This is a genomic window from Collinsella sp. SGI.033 (assembly GCF_050315135.1).
GTDB lineage: Bacteria > Actinomycetota > Coriobacteriia > Coriobacteriales > Coriobacteriaceae > Collinsella.
In genome coordinates, this window is the sequence record NZ_JBNPOK010000005.1 from 1 (window position 1) to 23701 (window position 23701).

The 23701-nt window shown below is 60.5% G+C and carries 23 protein-coding genes and 3 tRNA genes; 7 read left to right on the forward strand and 19 right to left on the reverse strand.

Going from position 1 to position 23701, the window contains the following annotated elements:
* Positions 1 to 190: 190 nt before the first annotated feature.
* From gdhA to ACQRC0_RS02545, 7 genes are all read right to left on the reverse strand, one after another.
* The gene (gene gdhA / locus ACQRC0_RS02515; RefSeq protein ID WP_154515369.1) at positions 191 to 1546 is read right to left on the reverse strand and encodes an NADP-specific glutamate dehydrogenase; all 1356 of its coding nucleotides are present in this window, start codon (positions 1544 to 1546) and stop codon (positions 191 to 193) included.
* Positions 1547 to 1895: 349 nt separating this feature from the next.
* Positions 1896 to 1992: transfer RNA gene (locus ACQRC0_RS02520), tRNA-Sec, on the reverse strand.
* A gap of 36 nt (positions 1993 to 2028) precedes the next feature.
* Entirely contained in the window at positions 2029 to 3996 is a 1968-nt protein-coding gene (gene selB, locus ACQRC0_RS02525; protein ID WP_427727521.1) for a selenocysteine-specific translation elongation factor, read from the reverse strand.
* Positions 3993 to 5450, reverse strand: a complete 1458-nt coding sequence (gene selA, locus ACQRC0_RS02530; RefSeq protein ID WP_427727522.1) for an L-seryl-tRNA(Sec) selenium transferase — start codon at positions 5448 to 5450, stop codon at positions 3993 to 3995. Before selA ends, selB begins: the two co-directional genes overlap by 4 nt.
* A 140-nt stretch (positions 5451 to 5590) precedes the next feature.
* Entirely contained in the window at positions 5591 to 6430 is an 840-nt protein-coding gene (locus ACQRC0_RS02535; RefSeq protein WP_427727524.1) for a formate/nitrite transporter family protein, read from the reverse strand.
* 39 nt (positions 6431 to 6469) lie between these two features.
* Complete coding sequence (locus ACQRC0_RS02540; protein ID WP_427727526.1) at positions 6470 to 6679, reverse strand: hypothetical protein; 210 nt, start codon at positions 6677 to 6679, stop codon at positions 6470 to 6472.
* 11 nt (positions 6680 to 6690) lie between these two features.
* On the reverse strand, positions 6691 to 6945 hold the full coding sequence (locus ACQRC0_RS02545; RefSeq protein WP_427727528.1) for a hypothetical protein: 255 nt from the start codon (positions 6943 to 6945) through the stop codon (positions 6691 to 6693).
* Positions 6946 to 7464: 519 nt separating this feature from the next.
* Here ACQRC0_RS02545 and ACQRC0_RS02550 point away from each other — a divergent pair.
* The 7 genes from ACQRC0_RS02550 (at position 7465) to ACQRC0_RS02580 (ending at position 13142) form a co-directional block, all read left to right on the forward strand.
* Positions 7465 to 8748 carry a tyrosine-type recombinase/integrase gene (locus ACQRC0_RS02550; protein ID WP_427727530.1) on the forward strand — a complete coding sequence of 428 codons (1284 nt, stop codon included), beginning with the start codon at positions 7465 to 7467 and terminating at the stop codon, positions 8746 to 8748.
* A 12-nt stretch (positions 8749 to 8760) separates the two neighbouring features.
* A complete protein-coding gene (locus tag ACQRC0_RS02555; RefSeq protein ID WP_427727531.1) occupies positions 8761 to 8982 on the forward strand; it encodes a hypothetical protein in 222 nt (73 codons plus the stop codon).
* A gap of 12 nt (positions 8983 to 8994) precedes the next feature.
* A complete protein-coding gene (locus ACQRC0_RS02560; RefSeq protein ID WP_427727533.1) occupies positions 8995 to 9222 on the forward strand; it encodes a hypothetical protein in 228 nt (75 codons plus the stop codon).
* Positions 9223 to 9366: 144 nt separating this feature from the next.
* Positions 9367 to 10170: a hypothetical protein gene (locus ACQRC0_RS02565; protein WP_427727535.1), complete on the forward strand. Its 804-nt coding sequence runs from the start codon at positions 9367 to 9369 to the stop codon at positions 10168 to 10170.
* A 371-nt stretch (positions 10171 to 10541) separates the two neighbouring features.
* The gene (locus ACQRC0_RS02570) at positions 10542 to 10790 is read left to right on the forward strand and encodes a helix-turn-helix domain-containing protein (RefSeq protein ID WP_427727537.1); all 249 of its coding nucleotides are present in this window, start codon (positions 10542 to 10544) and stop codon (positions 10788 to 10790) included.
* Positions 10783 to 11433, forward strand: a complete 651-nt coding sequence (locus ACQRC0_RS02575; protein WP_427727539.1) for a hypothetical protein — start codon at positions 10783 to 10785, stop codon at positions 11431 to 11433. The genes ACQRC0_RS02570 and ACQRC0_RS02575 overlap by 8 nt, the downstream gene beginning before the upstream one ends.
* Positions 11412 to 13142, forward strand: coding sequence for a phage/plasmid primase, P4 family (locus tag ACQRC0_RS02580; protein ID WP_427727541.1), 1731 nt, complete (start codon positions 11412 to 11414; stop codon positions 13140 to 13142). Before ACQRC0_RS02575 ends, ACQRC0_RS02580 begins: the two co-directional genes overlap by 22 nt.
* Positions 13143 to 14218: 1076 nt before the next feature.
* On the opposite strand, the gene ACQRC0_RS02585 is transcribed toward ACQRC0_RS02580, so the two are convergent.
* The 12 genes from ACQRC0_RS02585 to modA form a co-directional block, all read right to left on the reverse strand.
* Positions 14219 to 14292: transfer RNA gene (locus tag ACQRC0_RS02585), tRNA-Gly, on the reverse strand.
* A gap of 6 nt (positions 14293 to 14298) precedes the next feature.
* Positions 14299 to 14375, reverse strand: a tRNA-Pro gene (locus ACQRC0_RS02590).
* A gap of 91 nt (positions 14376 to 14466) precedes the next feature.
* Positions 14467 to 15825: a branched-chain amino acid transport system II carrier protein gene (brnQ, locus tag ACQRC0_RS02595; RefSeq protein ID WP_427727543.1), complete on the reverse strand. Its 1359-nt coding sequence runs from the start codon at positions 15823 to 15825 to the stop codon at positions 14467 to 14469.
* 67 nt (positions 15826 to 15892) lie between these two features.
* The gene (locus tag ACQRC0_RS02600) at positions 15893 to 17032 is read right to left on the reverse strand and encodes an aminotransferase class V-fold PLP-dependent enzyme (protein ID WP_427727545.1); all 1140 of its coding nucleotides are present in this window, start codon (positions 17030 to 17032) and stop codon (positions 15893 to 15895) included.
* On the reverse strand, positions 17029 to 17280 hold the full coding sequence (locus tag ACQRC0_RS02605) for a DUF3343 domain-containing protein (RefSeq protein WP_427727546.1): 252 nt from the start codon (positions 17278 to 17280) through the stop codon (positions 17029 to 17031). The genes ACQRC0_RS02600 and ACQRC0_RS02605 overlap by 4 nt, the downstream gene beginning before the upstream one ends.
* A gap of 19 nt (positions 17281 to 17299) precedes the next feature.
* Positions 17300 to 17926 (reverse strand): sulfurtransferase-like selenium metabolism protein YedF, encoded by a 627-nt coding sequence (yedF, locus tag ACQRC0_RS02610; RefSeq protein ID WP_427727548.1) that lies wholly within the window; start codon positions 17924 to 17926, stop codon positions 17300 to 17302.
* A 57-nt stretch (positions 17927 to 17983) separates the two neighbouring features.
* Positions 17984 to 19033, reverse strand: a complete 1050-nt coding sequence (gene selD, locus ACQRC0_RS02615; RefSeq protein ID WP_427727549.1) for a selenide, water dikinase SelD — start codon at positions 19031 to 19033, stop codon at positions 17984 to 17986.
* 84 nt (positions 19034 to 19117) lie between these two features.
* Positions 19118 to 19537, reverse strand: coding sequence for a BadF/BadG/BcrA/BcrD ATPase family protein (locus tag ACQRC0_RS02620; protein WP_427727551.1), 420 nt, complete (start codon positions 19535 to 19537; stop codon positions 19118 to 19120).
* A gap of 28 nt (positions 19538 to 19565) precedes the next feature.
* Positions 19566 to 19916 carry a 2-hydroxyacyl-CoA dehydratase gene (locus ACQRC0_RS02625; protein ID WP_427727553.1) on the reverse strand — a complete coding sequence of 117 codons (351 nt, stop codon included), beginning with the start codon at positions 19914 to 19916 and terminating at the stop codon, positions 19566 to 19568.
* Positions 19917 to 20024: 108 nt separating this feature from the next.
* A complete protein-coding gene (locus tag ACQRC0_RS02630) occupies positions 20025 to 21095 on the reverse strand; it encodes a sulfate/molybdate ABC transporter ATP-binding protein (RefSeq protein WP_427727554.1) in 1071 nt (356 codons plus the stop codon).
* Positions 21096 to 21098: 3 nt separating this feature from the next.
* Positions 21099 to 22580 carry a molybdate ABC transporter permease subunit gene (modB, locus tag ACQRC0_RS02635; RefSeq protein WP_427727557.1) on the reverse strand — a complete coding sequence of 494 codons (1482 nt, stop codon included), beginning with the start codon at positions 22578 to 22580 and terminating at the stop codon, positions 21099 to 21101.
* Positions 22581 to 22695: 115 nt separating this feature from the next.
* On the reverse strand, positions 22696 to 23568 hold the full coding sequence (gene modA / locus ACQRC0_RS02640; RefSeq protein WP_427727559.1) for a molybdate ABC transporter substrate-binding protein: 873 nt from the start codon (positions 23566 to 23568) through the stop codon (positions 22696 to 22698).
* Positions 23569 to 23701: the final 133 nt, after the last annotated feature.

Consider the following 23701-nt stretch of genomic DNA (forward strand, 5'->3'; position numbering starts at 1 on the left):
GAGCTCATAGGCTTCGGCCGCGTTTCCAACGCGAACGTAGGTACCGAACTTGAGTACGTTCTCCCCCATCTCTTCACTTGTCCAGTACCTCTAAGTGTACCAAACGAGGGCGCACAGCCCTCGCCACCATAGAAAAAGGCTCCCAGCCGGATGGCTGGGAGCCTCATCACATGCTATGTCGAGCGAAGATTTAGCAGACGCCCTGGGCGAGCATGGCGTCGGCGACCTTCAGGAAGCCGGCGATGTTGGCGCCCATGACAAAGTTGCCCTCCTGGCCGTACTCCTTGGCGGTGTCGTCCACGTTGTGGAACATGCCGCGCATGAGCTGCTCGAGCTTGCCGTCGACCTCCTCGAAGGTCCAGGACAGGTGCTCGGCGTTCTGGCTCATCTCCAGGCCGGACACGAGCACGCCGCCGGCGTTGGCAGCCTTACCGGGCATAAAGGCGACGCCGTTCTCCTGGAAGTAAGTCGTGGCCTCGATGGTCGTGGGCATGTTCGCGCCCTCGCCGACCACCTTGCAGCCGTTGGCGACGAGCGCCTGGGCGTCCTCGAGCAGCAGCGTGTTCTCGCGAGCGCAGGGCAGCGCGATGTCGCAGGGCAGCTGCCACACGCCGCGGCCGTCGCCCTCGTGCCACACGGCGTTGGGCTTCTCGTCAACATACATGGCGAGCGTAACGCCCTTGTCGTGGCCGGAGCGCTTCTTGTTGTAGACGTGCTCGAGCACGGTGTAGTCGATGCCGTCGGGATCCTCGACCCAGCCGTGGGTATCGGAGCAGGCGAGCACCTTGCCGCCGAGCTGGGCGACCTTCTGGACCGCGTAGATAGCGACGTTACCGGAGCCGTGAACGACAACGTTCTTGCCCTCGAAGGAGTCGCCGCGGCTCTTGAGGTACTCGTCCACAAAGTAGACCAGACCGTAACCGGTGGCCTCGGTACGGGCGAGCGAGCCGCCAAAGGAGAGGCCCTTGCCGGTAAGGACGCCGGTCCACTCGTTGGTCAGGCGCTTGTACTGACCGAACATGTAGGCAACCTCGCGGCCGCCAACGCCCAGGTCGCCGGCGGGAACGTCGGTGTTGGGGCCAATGTGGCGATAGAGCTCGGTCATGAAGGACTGGCAGAAGTGCATGATCTCGTTGTTGGACTTGCCCTTGGGGTCAAAGTCGGAGCCGCCCTTGCCGCCGCCCATGGGAAGGGTGGTCAGGCTGTTCTTGAGGATCTGCTCCAGACCCAGGAACTTGAGCATACCCAGGGTGACCGTCGGGTTAAAGCGCAGGCCGCCCTTGTAGGGTCCAATGGCAGAGTTGAACTCGACGCGGTAACCGCGGTTGACCTGAACCTTGCCCTGATCGTCGACCCAGGGAACACGGAACATAACGATGCGCTCGGGCTCGACGAGGCGCTCCAGCAGGGCGGCCTCCTCGTACTCGGGGTGGGCGTCGAGCGCCGGCTGGATGGTGCCGAGGATCTCGGTCGCGGCCTGGATGAACTCAGGCTGCTCGGGATAGCGGGCCTTGAGCTCTTCGAGAACTTTCTGCGTGTAGCTCATGCTTCCTCCAATGATGGGAAACGAAAATGTCGGTCACGGCACCCCATGCGCCGCGAACTTTATCGTGTATGGATAATATCGCACTGTTGCAGCAAAGTTTCGCATAAGCCGACGAGCAGATGTTTCGTTTTGATTACGATGCAGGTAGAAGCGTTTTTGAGCACCCGACGTACAAATCGCGTGTTTCGAAGCTGTTTCGTCCACATGTTCCAAACCACCACATTGGGGACACATGATGCGCCCGGGCACACCGGCGGCAAGACAGACGACACGGCCGACCCGCACAAAAACAAAACAGCGCCTTTGCGGCACGCAGCAAGACCGCGAGCACAAAAGCGCTGGTGGCGTGTGGCGGGAACGTATGTGAATCGAACACATCCAAGACGTTTTGCACGCCTCGCAACGGTTTTGAGGACCGCGGAGCCCACCGGAGCCCATCCGTTCCCAAGTGCGGCGGTATTTTACCAAACCGAGCAGCCAGTCTAGCGTAGGGACCTCAGGCCGCCGGCTTCCTTGTCGAGCACCGTAAAGCGCACGGCATCCAGGTGCTCCAAGATGCTGATGGCACGTTTGCGCGACACGCCCAGCGCCTCGCGCAGCACACTCGTGGTGGCAGCGCCGCCGGCTGCCTCAATGGCAGCGGCGACAAGCTCGCGCGCATGGGCTTCCGAGATGGCAGACAGGGCAACGTCGCGCTCGACCTTAACGATCGAGCGGTTGAGCGAAAGCTCGCGCAGGGCGCGCGTCATGGTGTCGCGGTCGAGCTGCAGTCGCTCACCCACCTCGGGCAGCGTCGGCGCATCGAGGCCGGCCCCGTCGAGCAGCGCCACAATGCGCTCACACGCCTCGCGCACCACACGCGCCGCGGCGGCAACGGAGTGCGGGTCGAATATCTCGGCGCCCTCGGCGGCGCACACGCCACGCGAGCAGCCCTCGGCAATCAGAGCCGCGGCAACGCCTTCATCGGCGGCAGGCCACGCAGCATGGGCAACGGCGCCGGGCGTAAAACCCGTCTCCCAGGGAGCCGCCGCGTGCATGGCAGACAGGGTCGCCGCCAGCACGTCCATGGCGGCATCGAGCACGGCGCCATTCGCATACAACGTGCCGCCCGAGCCGGCAAGCTCGCAAACAACACCTCGCGCCACCAACTCGCCCAGTGCGGCATCGACCTCACCGGCAACAAGATCGAGCGCCTCGGCAACATCAGCCGCCGCAACCGGCAGCGCTTGCAGCGCCAGCCACGCGTCTACGCCAGCAACGGCATCGCCGGCTTCAAGCGCCGCAAACAGCGCACGCTCGCCGGCCGAAAGCTCGCGCGAGCGACGGCAGCGCGAAAGCAGCACACGCCCGCCGCCGATGAGCATAACGGGCGAATACGACAGCACCACGGCATGGTCTCCGGCGCGCAGCGGCAATGGCTCCTCCAGGCGCACCTGCACGGTACGGGTCTCGCCCACCGCCATGGGGGCCTCGCCCTCCAAAAGCATAACGTGGCCGACGACCTCGGCCGTGCCGGCCATCACGTGCACGCGCGCGCCCGACTCGAGCACGCGCGGCTTGGCGCCCTCGCGGCCCAGGTAGGTAAACGTCATCATAAAGCTCAACGTCTGACCAAAGCGACCCTCCACGCCCAGCATCTCACCACGGTCAAGCGCCGCGACACCGTCACCGACCAGGTTGAGCGCCACGCGTTGCCCAGGCAGCGCGCGCGGCGTATCGCCATGCACCTGAATCCCGCGCACACGACAGACCGTACGCGACGGCAAAGCCATCAGCTCGTCGCCCACCGCAACCGGCGCATCGTGCAGCGTTCCCGTAACGACGGTGCCGACACCCTTGATCGTAAAGCAGCGGTCAATCGGCAGGCGAGACGAGGCATCGCTCCGATCGGAACGGTCGCGGCAAGCATTCCAGCAGGCACTTACCTGCTCGTCGAGCACCGCAAGCAGCCCGTCGATCCCCTCGCCCGTCTTGGACGACACGGGCACAATCGGCGCGCCCGCAAACACGGTACCCGACAAAAAGTCATCGACATCGAGCTCGGCAAGCTCGGTCATCTCGGCATCGGCCAGGTCGCACATCGTCAGCGCGACCACCATATGCGTAACGCCCAGCAGCTCCAGCACATGCGCGTGCTCGCGGGTCTGCGGCATCACGCCCTCGACGGCCGAAACCACCAGCACGGCCACGTCGATACCCGTGGCGCCCTGCACCATGGCGCGCAGGTAGTGGGCATGGCCAGGCACGTCGACCAGGCCGACAATCTTGCCACTCGGCAGCGCCAGCTCGCCAAAGCCAAGCTCAACGGTCATACCTCGACGACGCTCAACCTCCAGACGGTCGGGATTCTTGCCGGTCAGTGCCTCGATCAATGCCGACTTACCGTGGTCGACGTGGCCCGCCGTGCCAACGATAACGGGACACTCCACCAGCGCCTGGACCTCACTCATCGAGCAATCGCCTTCTCAACGCATGCGGCAAGCGTCGACGCCGCCGTCTCGATATCGCGGTCGCCCACGAGCGTACGAACGTCAAACAAAATGCGATCGTGCGAGGTTCGCGTGACGACCGGCGTGTCGAAGTCCTGGACAAGCGAGCGCTTGAGCGCATCGACCGTCAGGCGCGCGTCAACAAGACGCACGGCAACGCACATCGTGGGCAACTCCATGGTAGGCAGCGAGCCGCCACCGGGGGTCGACGATTCCTCGACGATCTCCACCTGAACGGCGCACGGGCAACCGGCCTTATCGAGCCCGGCGACCATACGATCGCGCAGCTTGCGGGCACGTCGCTCCAAATGGGCCTGCGGCAGCGTAAGCATGCTGAGCACCGGAATATCGCGATGGGCAACATCGGCGCCGTCCATGTAGATACGCAGCGTGGCCTCGAGCGCCGTAAGCGCCAACTTGCCCGGACGCAGAGCGCGCATGAGCGGATGTGCGCCGCAGGCCTGGACCAGATCGCGACGGCCCATGATGATGCCCGCCTGCGCCGCGCCCAGCAGCTTATCGCCCGAGCACGACACGATATCGAGCCCCGCCGCGACCGAAGCCGGCGTGGGTTCCTCGCCACCGCGTACCAGGATGTCATCGGGCAGGAGCGCGCCCGAACCCTGGTCCTCATAGAACAGCAGGCCATGCTTGTGAGCAAGCGCCGCAAGCTCCCGAGAGCTCACCTCCTCGTGAAAGCCCTCGATACGATAGTTGGATGGATGGACCTTGAGAATCATGGCCGTATCGGGCGTGATGGCTTGCTCATAATCTGCTAGGTGCGTGCGGTTGGTGGCGCCGACCTCGACGAGCTTGGCGCCCGAAGACGCCATGACATCGGGGATGCGAAAGCTGCCGCCGATCTCGACAAGCTCGCCGCGGCTAACGATGACCTCCTTGCCTGCGGCATGGGTCGCCAGAACCAGCAGCACCGCGGCGGCGTTGTTGTTGACCACAAGCGCGTCCTCGGCACCAGTGAGCGAGCGGATCAGATGCGCGGCGTGCTCCTTGCGCGACCCGCGCGAGCAGGTGTCCACGCTGTACTCGAGCGTACTGTACCCGCGCGCAACCTCGGCCACGGCCTTTGCCGCCGACTCCGCGAGCGGGGCGCGGCCCAAGTTGGTATGGATGACCACGCCCGTGGCGTTGACGGCAGGGCGCAGGCTCGGCAGCGCGGAGCGGTGCGCACGCCACTCGATCGCCGAGGCCAGGTCGCGCTTAGAGCGCGGGACGGCACCGGCGCGAATGGCGGCGCGTTCCTCGTCGAGCTCGGCCGTGACGGCGGCATGCACCACCGCGTCGCAGGTCTCCCCCGCCGCCTTCACTACCGGCCACTCGGCGAGCAGCTCGTTGACGGAGGGAATGGCGCGCAGGCGGGCGCGAACCTCATCGGACATGTTCTGGCTATCGCTCATGTGCGGCCTTTCAAAACCAAAGGTGAATCAATCGTTCGAACGTCAAACTATCGGCCGATTCGATCGGCTGAATCAATCAATCGCTATTATCCCCGCACGGCGACGCCCCGCGGGAGGTCCAACGTCAAACAGACGGTACCCTACGCCTCAGACTTCTTGGCGTAGATAAACCAGTAGCCGAGCGCGACCAGAACCGCACCGCCCACGATGTTGCCCAACGTGGCGGCGGACAGGTTAAACGCAATGCCCGCGGCGTTGAGCGCATCGGCACCGGCGACGTCGGCACCATAGCCGCACGCGTGCATCACGGCACCCATGGGCAAAAAGTACATATTGGCAATGCAGTGCTCAAAACCGCAGGCCACAAAGGCGGCGATGGGCAGCAGAATGCCCACGACCTTATCGACCACGGTCTTGCCGGCGGTACCGATCCACACGGCCAGGCACACAAAGATGTTACACAGGATGCCGCGGAAGAAGATCGTCAGCCAGTCGATCGTCACCTTGCCGGCGGCGACACTCACCATGGAATTGGCGACCGCCTCGCCGTTGAGCTTGTAAATGCCGGCCATGTACACCAAAAAGACGATGAACAAGGCACCGGCAAAGTTGCCAAGCCATACAACGACCCAAGCCTTGAGCATCTGGACCAGGGTGATCTTTTTGCTCTTGAGCGCGCAGACCATAAGCGAATTACCGGTGAACAACTCGGCGCCACACACCAGCACCAGCACCAGGCCCAGGCAAAAGCACAGGCCGCCCACGACGCGCTGGGCACCCCAGCCCAGCGTGCTGTCGCTCAAAAACACCGTAAAGAACAGACCGCCGAAGGCGATAAACGCACCGGCGAACATTGCCAACAGAAAGGCCTTATCGACCGACAGGTTAGCCTTGGTCACACCGGCGGCCTCGGTCTTGGCCTCGATCGCGGCGGGCGCCAGGCAATCGGGAGCAGGGTACTCCACCTTGGAATCTGCCATGTCAATCACTTCTTTCCTAATCACCAGGGACAAGCGCTGCTACAGCTCCTGTCCCAAGCGGACAAAGTGGGAAAAGTCGTTGGCGGCCACGGCGTCGTACACGGCGTCAACGGCGTCAAAGACTTCCGGGGACATGGGATTGTAGAACTCCGTGTCGCCCGGCTGAATCCCTATGAAGAAGATATCATCGCACGATTGCTCGATTTCTTCGATCAGAATCGACAAAGGGAGCGAATGCGTGGTAAACATCGACTTGCGGGCTACGTCGCGTTTGTCGAGCAGGCGGATGGTGCCACCTGCTGGGCATGCAGGCCAAAGTCGTCGTCAAACACCGAGATGCCGGCCTTGGCCGACCCGCGAAAACCGCGCTCGTCGAGCAGCGCATCGCAGGCCTCGAGTAGCGACGGCACGTGCCAACCATAATCTGCCAGATAATAGCCGGCGTTTCCTGGCCGAGCAATCTCAACCTGAAGCTCAGGTGCAAGTTGCGGTGAAATACGGACTACATGGGCCATAAAAGCCGGAAAACAGTCCGTATTTCACCGCAACTTAGGAGGGGATGTGGGGTCCACGGCAGGTATATGAAAATGCTCTGCTTCCAAAAGGAAGCAGAGCCATTCATCAATCTTATGGAGCGGGCGACGGGAAGTCCAAGGGTTTGCTTCGCAAACCCTTGTTTTGCTGCGGGCCATTGGCCCTTGCGTGCTGCGTTGGAAAATGCTCACGCATTTTCTCAGCTTCGCACCCTGCCGAGTTCGATTCCCGTCGCCCGGCACGCTTATGAAAACGGCTCTGGCACCAAATAGAGCCAAAGCCGTTAAAACTATCCTATGGAGCGGGCGACGGGAATCGAACCCGCGTCATCAGCTTGGAAGTGTTGCGACTTTTTGCACTGGGCTGTCTACCTGCGAAAACGCGGACGCTCTACCTGCTGTTTTTCCGTCTGTTGCGTCTAAAACGTCTATGTTTTATAGTTCAGTCAACGCCATTTTGCGACTATTTTGCGACCAAGATTGCGACCAAAAAGGAGAGACATGGACACCTTGCTACCTGCGGAAACGTTCGCCACCTATTCGCTAATCAAACACGACTATGTGCGCAAAGACGGCACGACCGTATACAAGTGGAAAGCCCAGTACCCATACAAGGACGAAAGCGGCAAGTGGAAGAAAAAGACCGTCACTCTCAAAACCGAGGGGCGCGACAACGGGCGCTCTAAGCAGGTAGAAAAGGCTGTTAACCAAGAAGCAGAAGCAATCCGCCAACAGCTCAACGAACAGGCTGTCAAAGACCCCCACAGCGGCGAGACGGTAGCCGAGTATTTCGGGAAGTACGTAGAGGAACGCGCAAACAGCATCGAGCGTTCATCAGCCAACGAGCTAAGGCGCATACTCAAAAGCTATATAGCACCCAGTATCGGGACTATCGAGCTGGACGCACTGACCCCAGACGATGTGGCGGCGTGGGTTACGAAGCTCAGCAAGGACTATGCACCCTCCACAGTGAAGAAGTGCCTAACCAACCTGCGCTCTGCCATGAAACAGGCTGTAGACCGCGACAGGCTCGTTAAAGACCCAACGCGCGGCGTTAAGAACCCTCAGCAGGCGCATAGGAACCCCAACGCCCTCGATGCAAAGGGACGCGCAAAGGTAGCCCAATTCATCGCCCTGGACCCCGCGAAGCCGCTAAACGTTGGGTTTGCCCTAGCAATGTATATGGGTTTGCGTGAGGGCGAGATATGCGGACTGACGTGGAAGTGCGTGGACTTGAACGAGGGAACAGTCAGCATCGAGCGCACCATAGGGCGTGACGGCTCAAAGTGGTACGTGAAGGAACCCAAGACGGGCGGCAGCAGGCGCGAGCTGTACGCGCCCTCTATCATCGCCGACATGCTCGCGGCACGCCTAGCCAACGTCAAAGCCGAGTGTTTGGAGCTGGGTGTCCCGTTCGATGAAAACATGTACGTGACGGGCGGCGCTGACGGCTCGTTTATGCAACCACACTATCTTTCGCATAGGTGGAGGATTGCGGCTGACGCTCTGGAGCTTATCGGTACGGAGGGCAACCGCCCAACGTTCCACGACCTGCGCCACACGTTCGCAACGGCGGCTGTGACGGCAGGCACGGATATTAAGACCGTAGCAAGCATGATGGGACACGCCAACGCGGCAATGACGCTGAACATATACGCGAGCGCCGACAAAGAAGCCAAGAAGCGCGGCGCGGCTGTGGTTGAGCAAGCGTACATGTCAGACGTTGCCCAGCACGCCAAGGACGGCTCAGTTATCGAGTTCGGCAAGACCGGAACAGAGAACTAGGAAGGGAGCATCATGGATAGCAAGGCGGCAGGAGCTACCACGTGGGTTCTGGACGATACCGAGATGAAAGAGCTACGGGGTTCCCTGCACAGCTTGGAGACGATAGCAGTTCTTCTTGGAGGGTTCGACAGCGGCGCAACGCTCGAAGGTTATATGTTGGGCGATATAGCGGAGCTGATAGACAGGGAGCTAAGGCGCGTCAGAGAAGCGATAGACAGCGCAAAGACAAACTAAGAAGGGAAAGACATGGAAACCAAGACGGCAAGCACGCTCACAAAGAAGGACGCGGCTCAGCTGATGGGCGCGGCGCTCCACCTCGAAGCCCTGTCAGAGCTTATGCGGGGCTATTCCCCAGAGCAAGGAGGGCTAGGCGAGGTAAGCGTTAAGGCGCTGGGGGCAGACCTAATGGAGGGCGCGAATGCAATCTTAGACGTGCTGGAACGCGCTGGTAGCGCCAAGCAGGATATAGAATAGATAACGCAAAGGGGCGTTCGGGGAAAGGAAACCGAGCGCCCCATTACTTAGGAACAACCCCCGCGCGAGGTATTGGAAAAGAGCGGGGATGTATGAACCCATTCTACTCCACCTCGCGGACATGGGTTTTTGCGAGGTGGAACCATGGGACGCTATACCCGCAAAGGGACGCACGCGCTAACCGAGCGATTCAAAGCCAAGTACCGCGAAAAGGCGGCGAGGGAGGACGCGCGGAAAGATAAGAGCTATCCCCTACCCAACACGCCCGAGTATGTCGAGCGATACCACGCGGCGCTGAAAACTATCGGCATAGAGAGCGGCAAGGCGCTTGGGGACTATTTCGGACTGGGACGCACGCAGGGCGCGGAGCTTTACAAAGACCCCTCGAAGCTCACGGCAGAGAGGGCGCAGCGCCTTTGGCTGAAAGCGGAAAACCTCTACTGGGAAAAGGAGTACGAATACCGATTCATGACGGAAAGCGGCGCGTATGACGATTCCGAGATTGAAGCGGAACGGAACGAGCAAGCGGAGCTGTCAAACGCGAGCGGCGCTTTAGATCCGAACCGTTTACCATACGGCTACGCAGAAGCCCTCCAAGAGGAATATCGGCTCAGGGCGCTAACGGAGGGATACGGGGCGCTGACCGATGGGCAGAGGGAAACCCTGTTGTCCATCATGGGCGACATGCTCAGGGCTAACGGCAGTGAGCGCGGGGCGCTGATAGCCGACAGCCTAGAGCGGACACGCAACGGCAGAAGAGCGACTAGCAACGAGCTATCGTGCATGGTGGCAAGCAGGCGTGGTCTATCGCTAGCGGAGCTGAAAGACCAAGGCGGCGAGGTGGTGTACGTATACGAGACGGGCGAGTACGGGGAGCAGATACCCACGAACGGCAGCAGCGCAGCTGACACGGTGCTAAGGGAATACGTGGGCATTTCGGAGGAATAGACCCCAGATTACGCAGAGGGATAGTGGGAACTGTGTAGATTGCTTGTTCCCGAAAATAGTTTTCAAGAGGGCGGGTTCGGTTCATTTCGCAATTTAGCGGGATTAGACCGAACGCGCCTTTTTCTGTTTAGGCTCCCATAGGTTTCTATGGGTTTCCGTAGCGTTCCATAGACCTCCATCGTTCAAAGCCCTGTTCGCCCGATTTTGCCAAAACTCGCAAAACGACCGAACAGAGCCAAGCCTCAGGGTGCATTTTCCCAGTTAATCATGTCCGTTTCTTTGTCTATATTCCAAGTTGTCTAGACGCAACTAACAGAAGCCGAGGGCGCTGGACGCGGCTCCATCGGCGCATATCAGAAGGAGAACAGGCAATGAAAACGCTCACAAAGGGAATCGCCCCTACCGAACTAATCACGGCTGCAATCGAAGGCAACGCGCCCGTGGTGGATGCAAACACCGCGGCGGCTATCTTGGCTTGCTCCCCGCGTACCATCACCCGCATGTGCGAACAGGGCAAATTGAAGTCGCTAAAAGTCATGGGGATGTGGCGTATCAACAAGGCGGCTCTATTCGAGTTGGCGGGTATTCCAATCACGGCGGGCGCGACCGACCATGAGTAGCGCGGAGCTGTACGGGGTCGCATACTTTCACGGGGAGAGGATAGCGACATACGGCGAGGACGATGGAACCGACCGCACAACGCTCGACCTAAAGACCCCTGTTCTTCTAGATCCCACCAGGCACGACAGCAAGCCCACGGGCGGCGAGGTGGCGGCTATCAGCAGACGAATAATCCAGCCCGCCCACCTATACCGCCCGAATGTTGAGACACTAGCAAAAGCCATTTCGTGCGGCTATACGGTATGCGGCGGCATATGCGTTGGCAAGCGCTCCCCTAATTGCTGGAAGTCGCAACAGCTGTGGTGCATAGACATAGACAATGACGCGGCAACAAAGGAACGGGGTTACGACCCCTTGCCCTACACAGAAGCCGTGTTAAGGGCGTTCAGGGCTAACCTGCCTTTGGTCATTAGTTATCTGACTTTCAGCAGCAGCCCAGACCCCTACTGCCCAGCCGATAGCGAGCGATACAGGCTCATGTTCAGACGCGGCGCGGAGACGAGCGACCCAGAAGAAGCGGCGGCGTTCGGCGCGGCGCTGTTGGCAACGTACCCAGAAGCCGATCAATCCACCGCGCAATCAAACAGACTGTTTTTCGGAACCGACAAGGAGGTTTTAGCTTGGAACCGACCACTGGTTTAGAGCCGACCCATAGCCCCAACTACCAAGGATACAAGCTGCCCGAACGCATATTAGAGCATACGCGCAACACTGAACTTTTTAATTACGGTAGCCACCTTCAAGCCAAAGAGTATAGCGATGAGGACATAGAACGGATGGTAAGGCAGGCTAACGCCGAGAGGTGCGACACGCCTTTGTCAGAAAGAGAAGTCGAAAAGATAATTAAGAACGCAACGAAATACCCCAAGGGGCGTGACCCCGAATACGAAAAGCGTAACGATGGTTCTAGCGATACAAAACAAGCGGGGCTAGAGCTACCCAGAAGCATTAACGACAGGTCGCTATCGAAGCTGTTCGGCGAGCGTTACCGCGACCGTCTGCGATGGGTTAAAGAAGCGCGATGCTGGTATTGCTACGATGGGGTGCGCTGGGCTGACGGCACGTCAGGCGGTAACGAGCTTGCCGAGGGCATGATGAAAGAGTTCGTGGGAGACCTGTGCATAGCGGCGGCAACATGCAGCGACCCAGACCAACGCATTGTCAACATGAAAGCGGTAGCCAAATATAACGACAGCACCAAACGTCGAAACCTGCTCAGAGACAGCCACAGCGAACTCAGCACTAGTATCAAAGAGTTCGATACCAACCTCAAACTCATAAACTGTCGCAACGTGACCGTAGAACTTGGAGCAGTGGTAAAGACCCATCCACACACACCTAAAGACATGCTCACAAAAGTAGCGGGGTGTGACTACGACAAAGACATGGGGCACGGGCAATGGGACAAGTTCCTATCGGAGACTTTCAAAGGACGCGAGAAAGTCATACCGTTTTTTCAAGAGCGTATGGGTCTAGCCCTCGCAGGCGATACCTCCCGAGACTGCTTCTATCTTGCAATCGGGCAGACCAGAACAGGTAAAAGTACGACTGTGAACACTATCAAAAACGTGTTCGGAGAATACAAGACAACTGCTGACGCGGCAACATTCACGGAAAGTAGCAGAAGGGCGCAGAACGCATCACCAGATTACGCCTGTCTGCGCGGCGCACGCCTAGTAGACGTTCCCGAACTCGCGGAGGGCATGATACTCGACATTGCTCTGGTAAAGCGAATCACGGGCGGCGATGAGCTGACCGCGCGAGCGCTCAGGCAAGACCCCATCACGTTTACGCCCATATGCACAATCATCATGCCGACTAACTTTAAGCCACGCATGAAGGACGAAACCCTATTCACCTCAAAGCGTGTAGTGATCCTACCGTTCTACAACACTCGGGAAGAAAACGAACAGGACTACGGGCTTGAACAAAAGATGTGCGAACCCAAGTTTGCGAGCAGCGTCCTCAATTGGATAATCGAGGGATACCAAAGGGCTGTGACAATTGGCAGCAAGGTTCCCGACATATGCGAAGAACTCGCAAAAGACTATTCGAGGGACGAGGATATTATCGGCGCGTTCATCGAGGATGAATGTACCGAGGTTGACGGGATTATGACAGACGGTTCGTTGATATACAGCAGATATAGGACATGGAGCATTGATAACGGCTATCAGCCAGCCAGCGCCAACAACTTCTATAAGAGGTTGGTCAGAAGGGGATACCGAAGGAGCAGCGGAAGGGTTGAGACTGGTTCGGGAACGAAGTCAGTACGCAACCGTATACACGGGCTGACGCTCAGATATGGCGGGTGTGACGATGTGCGCGATAAACCCGCTTTTCGGTCATAACCCTATAAGAAATTACTTATAAATAATGACCACTATATAGCTAAAGCGTCACAGTTATTATTATCTTCACAGGTAGATGGCTGTTTTTAGGTGTGACGCTTTTTTAGTTCAAGCCCGACCAAAAGCCCTATTGCGCCCTCGCAGCAACAGCGGGGGCGTTTTTCTATGGCGGCAGCTTGCCGAAAAAGACCCCATACTGACACACAGAAGGGGTCTAAAAGCCGCGGCACGCGGCGGTTACGAATGGGGCTATCGCCTACCTAGCACGCCAAGCGGCGCGGTTCGCTTCTCGGCGTTCCTCTTTGGTCTTGGCGTTCGGCGCGGGTGCATCCATTCCGTATCGCGCCCACCACTCATCGCGGTTCGCTCGTCTGCACTTCTCTTTGTAGGCTCTTTCGCTATCCCTGTTCTTCATAGCATCACCCCAATGCTCTACTATCGGTCTTGCATAGGGCTATGGTGCTGTCGCGCTCCCCCGCTATCTGGGGCGCTCTGTAAAGAAATTAGCGTCATATATGACGGTAAATCGGTAGCCCGTTCTGGGGTACTTTGTAAAGGAATTAGCGTTACATGCAACGGTAAAACCCAACGCCTGTTTGGGCGTTCCGTAACAGTTGCGTAACCGACCTCCAATTTCGTAGCGATAAAAAAATCAGGGTGTGGCGCTGGGTAGCCCCAGCACGCTCGCGTGAATCGACCCCCTCCCCATGTATATACCCGCCTATGCCTATCTACCTGCATTTTTGTTCGCATATCAAAAAAGAGCTCTTGGGGGGTATTCCAGCCCAAGCGCGGAGGGGGCTACGGAGGGGAGGCAGGGGTACCCTCCCCACCTATCACGCGTGGGTAGCGAAGCATACTAGATCCCTCATGACACCCCATGACACACTCTGAACGTTTCCCATGCGGAGATGAGAGCGAACAGCAGCCAAGCAACCGCACCGAGGAACACACCCAACGCAAACAGTCGCAATCGAAAAGCGCCAATGGAAAGTATTTTGCGACTTTTTTGCGACCGAACATTGCGACTAAAAAAGCAGACCAGAAGCTTTAATACCTCTGACCTGCTGTTTTGTTGGAGCGGGCGACGGGAATCGAACCCGCGTCATCAGCTTGGAAGGCTGGGGTTCTACCATTGAACTACGCCCGCAAGATATGGTCGGGACGACAGGATTTGAACCTGCGACATCCTGCTCCCAAAGCAGGCGCGCTACCAAACTGCGCCACGTCCCGAAGGTGTTGAGCAGCTAAGGTCTAAACCTTGCGTGTCCCAAAGCGAAGGAAATTATAGGGGAGACTTCCCTCCTGTGCAAGCGACGATACCCTAGCTCCTCGAATGTGTGACAAACTGGCTATGGAGCAGGCCAATCACAAACGCCACAACGGCGGCCGGCGCCCACGCGGCTCCAATATCCGCCAGCGGCAGCGCATCGAATGGCAGCCACGCGCCCGCAAAAAACGCGTCGCGGACCGAGGTGATCACGCTCTGCACCGCGACGACGCCGCCGACCCAGACCCACACCTGCGGATGAGCGTCGCAAAAGCCGTGCACCAGGCCCATAAGTACCAGCACGATGGCAACGGGATACAGGGCATTGAGCATAGGCACCGAGAACATGAGGATCGCGTCGAGGCCCACGTTGGAGAGCACGCACGAAAACGCCGCGAACACAAAGGCGAGAACCGCGAAGGGGCGGCGCATAGCCTCCTCGGAAGCCTCCGCTCCCCCTTCGACCACATACGTCTCGCAGAAGTAGCGCGAGCAGCAGCTGATGAGGCCGATGCACACGTTCATGCAGGCGAGGAAAAAGATCGCAAAGACCACGACCGTGCCGGCAAGACCAAAGTGCATGGAGGCAGAGCGGGCAAGGATGGCGGCACCGTTGGTGGCATCGGGCACAACCGTGCCGAGCTGCATGCCGGCAAGCGCCAGGCCGCAGTAGATGATGGCCATGAGCACGCCGGCGATCACACCGGAACGCGAGATCTCGAAGGCCACGCGCTTGTCATCGGTCACGCCCAGCTCGTGGATGGTCTCGGCGATGATAATGCCAAAGGCGAGCGACGCAAGCAGGTCCATGGTTTGATAGCCGGTCAGAAAGCCCTGCACGGCGGCGCCCGCATCGTAGGGAGCCTGCGGCGCGGCAGCCGGACCCAACGGCGAGACCACGGCGGCACCCACGACCAGCACGATGAGCGCAATGAGCGCGGGGCCCGTAATGCGGCCGAGCACGCGCGTGATAACGCCCGGACGCAGCGTGAGCACAAACGCGACGATAAAGAACCCGATGGCAAACACCAGACGTGCCGTGCCGAGCGAGACGCCCTCCGGCAGCAGCGGCACCAGCATCTCGAAGGCCGTGGAGCTCGTGCGCGGAATAGCCAGGCACGGGCCGATGGCTAGATACACCGCCGCAACGAAGAATTCGCCAAACTTAGGATGCACACGCCCGGCCAGCTCGCGCGCCGTTCCGGCAAGCGCCACGGCGATAAAGCCCATGACGGGCAGGCCGATGGCGGCAATCAGAAAGCCGAGCATGGCGAGCGGCGTGGCAGAGCCTGCCTGCAGCGCCAACAGCGGCGGAATAATGAGGTTGCCGGCGCCAAAGAGCATCGAGAACAGGGCGATGCCGACGGTAACGACATGGTCGGAGCGCAGGCCGCGCGGGGCGGATGAGGCCATGGGACCACCTTTCGGGTCGAAACAAAAACGGGACGGGCAAAAGACCCGTCCCGCAAGTATATACGCTCTAGCAGGCTAAATCGCGGAGCGCGTCAATCGCGGTGTCGACTTCCCCGTCCGTGTTGAAATACCCAAACGAGAAACGAACGACACCCTGACGCTCAGTCCCGAGCGCGCGGTGCATGAGCGGGGCGCAATGGGCGCCGGGGCGCGTCGCAATCCCCCACCCCTGCATGAGCGCATCCGAAATCTGGGCAGAGTCGATATCGCCCACGTTAAGCGAAACGATCGCCGAGCGCGTCGGCTGGTCAAAGGCACCGTAGAGCTTAATCCCCGGAATCTCGCGCACGCCGGCAAGGAAGCGCTCTGCAAGCGAGCGCTCATGCGCCGCAATCGCCTCGACCCCGCCTTGTGCCTCGATAAAGTCGAGGCCGGCAGAAAGGCCCGCGATACCGTGACCGTTGAGCGTGCCCGCCTCAAGGCGCGTGGGCCACTCAAGCGGCTGCAGCGCATCGAAGCTGTGCACGCCCGTGCCGCCCATGGCCCACGGTGCCACGTCAATGCCTTCCGCCACGGCCAGGCCGCCGGTGCCTTGAGGTCCCATAAGCCCCTTGTGGCCGGTAAAGCACACCACGTCGAGCCCCATGGCATCCATGTCAATCTTCGCCGTGCCGGCAGACTGCGAGGCATCGACGATCACCAGCGCGCCTGCCGCATGGGCCATGGCCGCTACGCGCGCAATGTCGACCGCGTTGCCGGTCACATTGGAGGCGTGCGTCACCACCACAGCACGCGTTCCCGGCGTCACCAACCGCTCGAGCTCGTCGTAGTCGAGCACGCCGTTCGCGTCGCAGCCCGCATGCTCAACCGCCACACCCTGTTCCGCCGACAGGCGATTGAGCGGGCGTAACACCGAGTTGTGCTCGAGCACCGTCGTGACCACACGGTCGCCGGGGCGCACCACGCCACAGATGGCGGTGTTGAGCGCAGCCGTGGAGTTGGGCGTAAAGCACACATGGTCCGCTCTGGGGCAACCCAAAAGGCGCGCGAGCTTGGCACGGCAACCGTGAATCGTACGAGCCGCATCGAGAGCACCCGACGTGGCGCCGCGCCCGGCATTGCCGAGCGAGCACATCGCCTGCGTCACGGCATCGATCACCGTTTGCGGCTTGAGCATGGTCGTCGCCGCGTTATCCAGGTAGATCATCGCACGACCTCCCACATGTCAATCACCGTAAAGCCCTCGGTGGGAACACCAGCTGCGGCAAGCTCGGCGCGCAGCAGTTCCTCATCGGCAGGCAACGCCTTCCACGCCAAGCCGCAGCCGGCAGCAACCTCCCCGGGCACGGGAATCGTGCGCCCGGGGAGGCCGCGCTCGATGCACAGGGACTCGCAGCCCATGGCGGCCGCCGTGGTGGGAAACGTGATGACAAGCGCCGGACGCTTCTCCCTCATGGCAACTCCAACCAATACGCTACGGGCGCACGACGCGTACGGCCTGCTCCATCTTCTCCACGATCACGTACATGTTGGTGACCTCGCCCACCGCAAGCTGGTCTTTAATGCCAAAGTGGTCCAGGCAGGTACCGCAGGTGAGAATCTCGACGCCCTGCTCGGCCAGGCCCTTCAGGTCATCGAGCACCGGAGAGCCCTCGACGGTGAGCTTGGCGCCGCCGTTGTAGAACAGCATGGTCGCGGGCAGCTCCTCCTGCTGCGTCACGGCAAAGATGAAGGCCTTCATGAGCTTGTGGCCCAGCTCGTCGTCGCCGCGGCCCATGCAGTCGGTGTAGACGGAAATGACGAGCTTGCCCTTGCCGGCGCTGGCATCACAGAAGGCAGCACCGTCCTGCTCGGGGTCCGCAACGGCCACGGCGCCGGCGGTCGCCACGGTCACGCGCCACTCGGCGTCAGAAACCTTCTCGACCGAGGCCGTGCAGCCCTTCTCCTGCGCCATCTTGGAGATGTTCTTGACGGCGGTCTCGTTATCGACCGAGGTCACGACAACGCCCTCGCCATCGAGCTGCTTGAGCGCCTTAAGCGTCTTGACGACGGGCAGCGGGCAGGCATCGCCCATGGCATTGACTTCAATCTTGGTAGACATAGCTTTTCCTTTCGAATAAATCATTTTAGAACGGTGCAAAGTTCAATAAACGCGTCGTTAACGGACAACGTGGACGGCAGAACCGCCCGGCACCGGCTCGCACACGCGGCCGACGACGGAGGCGATACGTCCTTCGACATGCAGACGGCGCGCAAGCTCATCCACATCCCTCGCGGGCGCCGCGATGAGCAAACCACCCGAGGTCTGCGGATCGTACAGCGCATCCAGCATGCCCGGCTCCAGGTCCTCGTCGGCAGCCACGCGCGGGCCAAAAAAGTCCTGGTTGCGGTAGGCGCCGGCAGGGATAATGCCAAGGCGTGCCATGTCGAGCACCTGGTCAAAGAGCGGCACCGCCCCCGACACAAGCTCAATCTGCACGCCCGAGCCCTCGGCCATCTCGCACGCATGTCCGATCAGGCCAAAGCCCGTGATGTCGGTGCAGCCATGAAGCTCGAGGTCCTCGGCCAGACGAATCGGAGCCTCGTTGAGGGTCCGCATCGAGTCGAACATCGGGCTGGCATCATCCTGTTCGATGAGCTCGCCCTTAATGGCCGTAGTGATGATGCCCGAGCCGATCGCCTTGGTCAGCAGCAGAACATCGCCCACGCGTGCGCCGCTGTTGGCGAGCATACGGTCAAGCGCGACAAAGCCACTCACGGACAGGCCGTACTTGGGCTCGTCGTCGTTGATGGTGTGGCCGCCCGCGATGGCACAGCAGGCCTCGACGCACTTGTCGGCGCCGCCCGCCAGAATCTGGCCGGCAACCTCAACGCCCAGGCAACTGGGTATGCAAAGCAGGTTCATGGCATGGCTCGGCCGTCCACCCATGGCGTAGATGTCCGACAGCGAGTTTGCCGCGGCGATCTGGCCAAACAGGAACGGGTCGTCGACCATCGGTGGGAAGAAGTCGATGGACTGCACGAGGCCCAAGTTATCGCCAACGCGGAAGACGCTCGCATCGTCGGAGGTATCGAACCCCACGAGCAGGTTGTCGTTATGCACATTGGGTAAGTCGCCCAGGACCTGGGCGAGGGCTCCAGGAGCCAACTTAGCGGCTCAACCGCTCGCGGCAGTCATCTGCGTGAGCTTCATGAGATCGTCAGCCATCGATACCTCCTCTCATCGGTCAATCAGTTCCTCCCAGTATACGCATGACGGCGCCGAGAGCGGGCAATTTATCGCACCGGCCCCCTACGCGAGCGCCTGGGCTCGAATGGCCGCGCCGATGGCACCGGCAAAGCGGGCCTGGGGCGAGGTGGTGACTGGCGAGCCCACCAATGCCCCAAGACGCTCGACGACATAGGCGTTTTCGCACAGACCACCGGTCAGATAGTACGGGGCGCCCGCGGCTTGCGAGGCCATGGTCGCCACACGCGACACGACGCTCTCGATCACGCCACGCGCAATGTTCTCGCGCGGCTCGCCGCGGCCGATCAGGCTAATGACCTCGCTCTCGGCAAACACCGTGCACATGCTGCTGATCTTGGTGGGCTCGCCGGAACGCGCCAGGTCGGCAGCCACGTCATAGCCAGCCGCTGCCAGTGCCTCGCGCAGCCGCTCGGAAGCATCGACCGAGGAGAACCCGGTTGGCTGCACGCAGGTCCACGTCACCGAATCCACCCCATCGACCGCAGCGGCCTTAGCCGCCGTAGAAGCCCTCGAGCTCCTCCTTGAGCAGGCGGCACTCCTCGTACCAGCCTTCACGCTCGTAGGCGCGGTCGCGACCCTGAGGAAGATGCAGAATGTGCGTACGCTTGAGCTCCCCCAGCAGCTCGTACATCTTCTTCTTGCCGTCGCAGGTGGTCTCGCCGATGATCATGTCGCTAAAGTACGTAAACGGGCACTTTTGCGAGTAGGCAAAGCCGTACGTCGACTTGATGAGCGGACACAGATTTGCCGGCAGCACCTTCTCGCCCTCGGGAATCACCTCGTCGGACGTACCGCACAGAGCCACGCTTGCAGCCCCCGCGGCATCGTCGTACGACAGCATCGTGTGCCGTCGTTTAATAAATTGATTGATAAGAGTTTGTCATCCCTTATTCGGCGAACGGCAAGGCAAAGCCGCCGAGGCTTATATCCCCGACGGCATTACCCGGCGCTATCGACAGACCAAATGGATCCTACTGGCATCAAAATGCATGCGCAGCGTCTCGCCCGCTTGCGGCAGCCCGTCGACAGGTACGCCCACCTTGTTGACCTTCCACTGCAGGCGCGTGGGCGCATCGACGCGCGGTACGTCCAGCAGCACCAGCCGCTCAAAGCGCGAATCGCTCACGCGGGCCACATGCAGGTCGTAGCTGTTGCGACCCCGCTCGGCACGGTTGTCAACATGGAAGTAACTTGCGCGAATGCCCAGGTACACCACATTATCGGGAACCTCGCGACCCACATTAAAAGTCATGCCCCAGTCGAGGGCCTCAACTTCTTCGTCGCCGATCTTGCGCGCCCGGCTCGTGTTCTTACACCCCGTCAGGCGCAGCGCCGCCAGCGTCTGCGGACGGCGGACCACGTCCTCGACGGAGCCGATCTCCTCCACATGCCCGTTATGCATCACGCAGATGCGCTGGCAGAGGCGGCACGCTTCGTCAATGTCGTGGCTCACGTAGAGCACGGTGCGGTTACAGACGTCGAACAGGTCGAGCATGTTCTGCTCGAGGGCGCTCTTAAGATAGGAATCGAGCGCGCTCATAGGCTCGTCGAACATAAAAATGCCCGGATGCGCCGCCACCATGCGGGCGAGCGCCACGCGTTGCTGCTGCCCTCCCGAAAGGCGCGCGGGATAGCGGTCGGCAAAATCGGCCAGACCGAAAATGCCCAGATAGCGCTCCGCCAACCTTTTGCGCGCCGCGGCGTCGCCCGCGTCCTTTACACCAGCGCATACGTTATCGGCCACCGTCATGTTGGGAAACAGCTGATAGTTTTGGAACAGCAGGGCGCATTTGCGCGCCTGGGGTGACAGGTTGATGCCCGCCGCCGAGTCAAAATAGGTCACGCCGTTGACGACGATCTTGCCCTCATCGGGCGTCTCCACACCGGCAATGCAGCGCAGCGTGCAGCTCTTGCCGCAGCCCGAGGCGCCCAGCAGCGCCACACGCTCCTCGTCGGCCTCAAGCTGCATGTCGAGTGTAAACCCGGGATAGTGCTTTTTGATATCCAGAACGAGCGACATGGCCTATCGACTTCCCTCCGAGACGGCGTCATCGCGCATGAGCTCGGCCAGCGCCTCGCGATCGATACGCAAGGCATCGCCGCCCGCCGGGTCGAGCGAATCGCCCTGTCCGGCGAGATCTTTGGCCTGCTTGCGCTCCGCACGGGAAAGGCCGCGCTCGCGGTACTTTTGCGAATGCGCCGTGTACATGTTGATGAACAGGATGACTAGGAAACTAAACACGATTACGACCACGACCCAAAAGAGGGCCACCGACGTATTGCCGCCCATCCATTCAAAGTAAATGGCGATGGGAATGGTCTGCGTAATACCGGCGTAGTTGCCCGCAAAGAACAGGGTGCAGCCAAACTCTCCCATCGCGCGGGCAAAGGCGAGCACCGTGCCGGCGGCGATGGAGGGCCAGCCGAGCGGCATCATGAGCTTGGTAAAGATGCGACGCTCGGACCATCCCAGCGTGCGCGCCGCATCGAGCATCTGCGTGTCGAGGCTCTCGAAGGCACCGAGTGCCGTACGATAGACGAGCGGGAACGACACCACCACGGCAGATATCACCGCCGCCGGCCACGTAAAGACGATCGAGATGCCGTGCGCGATAAGCCACTGGCCCACCCCGGTCGAGCGGCCAAACAGCATGAGGAGCAAAAAGCCGCAGACCGTGGGCGGCAGCACCATAGGAATCGTAAAAACCGAATCGAGCAGGCCCTTGATGCGACTCGAGGTACCCATAGTCTTCCACGCGGCAAACAGGCCCAGCGCAAAGGAGATCAGCAGGGCAAGGCCGCTCGTTTTAATGGACACCCAAAACGGGCGATAGTCGATGTCGCCAAAGAAGGCTGCGGCGCGCTCCGCCAGCGACGGCGGCACCGTCGTCGACACGTCCGCATACCGCACGAGGGCGGCGTTATCGCTCCACAGGACGCCGTCACCCAAATCTAGCTCGGCATTCGCGGCGTCGGCGGCATTCACTACCGTGTAGTAATCGCCGTTGCCGCCCTTCACCTTAAACTGATAGCGGTAATCGCTCTGCACCAGCGCGTTATCCGAGGTAAAGACCCATTCGAGATTAGAGTCCTCCAGCAACGCCCCACCCATGGAGTGCGACTTGTCGAGCCCCACGAGCATCTTCTTGAGCGCCTTTTGGTCATCTGCCTTTGAGATATCGAGCCCCGCGTCTTTGGCGGCATGGGCGTCGAGCCAGACCACGATGCTCTCAGGCGTCGTCACCGTCACGAGGGTCGTCTTCTTGTAGATAGGAAAACGGTAGCCCTCGGGCTGACCCGCAAACGCACGGGCCGTGCCCTTGGCATTGCGCTCAAACGCGTTGAGGCCAAACCCGACGCCATCGATAAGCGCGGAATCTTCGGTCGCCTGGCGGCCATCGGCGGTGGTGAAGAGTGCCTCGGCCCGAGCAACCCCGGGCGGTGCGGTCAGCACGCACAGAACCGCAGCCAGCACGGCGAGCAGGCGAATCGTTTTCCTTGGCACGGGCGACTCCTCAAACACAGGGCAACGGCGCGCGGACACGCCGGTTCAATCAAAAGGGCGGGCGATCGCGAGAACGCCCGCCCTCAAGCATATCGTTATGCAGCGATGTTGCGAACTACGCGGAAAGCTCAAAGCCGTACTTAGCCCAAATCTTCTGGGCTTTCTTGTTGGTCAGGCAGAAGTCGATGAACGCCTTGGCCTCGTCGGCGTGCTCGGAGATATCGTCGACAGCGCCGGGATACACGATGGGCTTGTGCGAGTCCTCGGGGCACACGAAGGTCTCCTCGATGCCGTCGTAGCGGAAGATATCGGAGCTGTAGACAAAACCGGCCACGCAATCGCCCGTAGAGACGTAAGACGCAGCGGTGCCGACCTTGTCGGCCAGAGCCACCTTGTCGGCGAAATCGGGTGCATACTCGCCGTCGTCGCCCTCGGTGCCGGTGTAGAGGCCCACGGAGGCCAGGGCCTGGTTGGCGTACTTGCCAGCGGGAACGGTCTTGGCGTCGCCGATGGCAATCTTGCCGTCCAGGTTCGCGACGTCGGCGATGGCCTCGACCTTGATATCGGAGCCCTCGGCACGAATGATCACGAGGTCGTTGACGAACATGTCCTCACGCGTGTCGGCGTCGACGAGCTCGGCGGCCTCGGCGTCGTCCATGGCGCCCTTGGAGGCCGTGATGAGTACGTCGACCGCAGCACCGGCGCGCATCTGTTCGACAAGGTCGCCAGACGCCTTAAACTGCGTGTCGGCAAACGTGGTGCCGGTCTGGTCGGTATAGAGCTTCTGAACCTCGGGCAGGGCCTTCTCGAGCGAGTTGGCAGCAAAGACCTGCAGCTCAACAGCCTTCTTGGACGAAATCTTGGAGGAGCCGGCATCGGAGCCAGTCGGCCCAGACGTCTTGTTGCCGGAACAGCCGGCAAGGCCAAGGCCGGCAGCGGCGACAGCGGAAAGTGAAACGAACCCGCGGCGAGAAACCGTATCGAACATGTTCAACCCTTTCGAACGCTACGCCCGGGCACCCCGCCGCAAGCTTTATTCTGTTACTAGATTATACTTTTGCACGAATAGTGTTTGTGATAAATATTTCTCGTCTAATAATTTTCCTTTACCGATAACCACG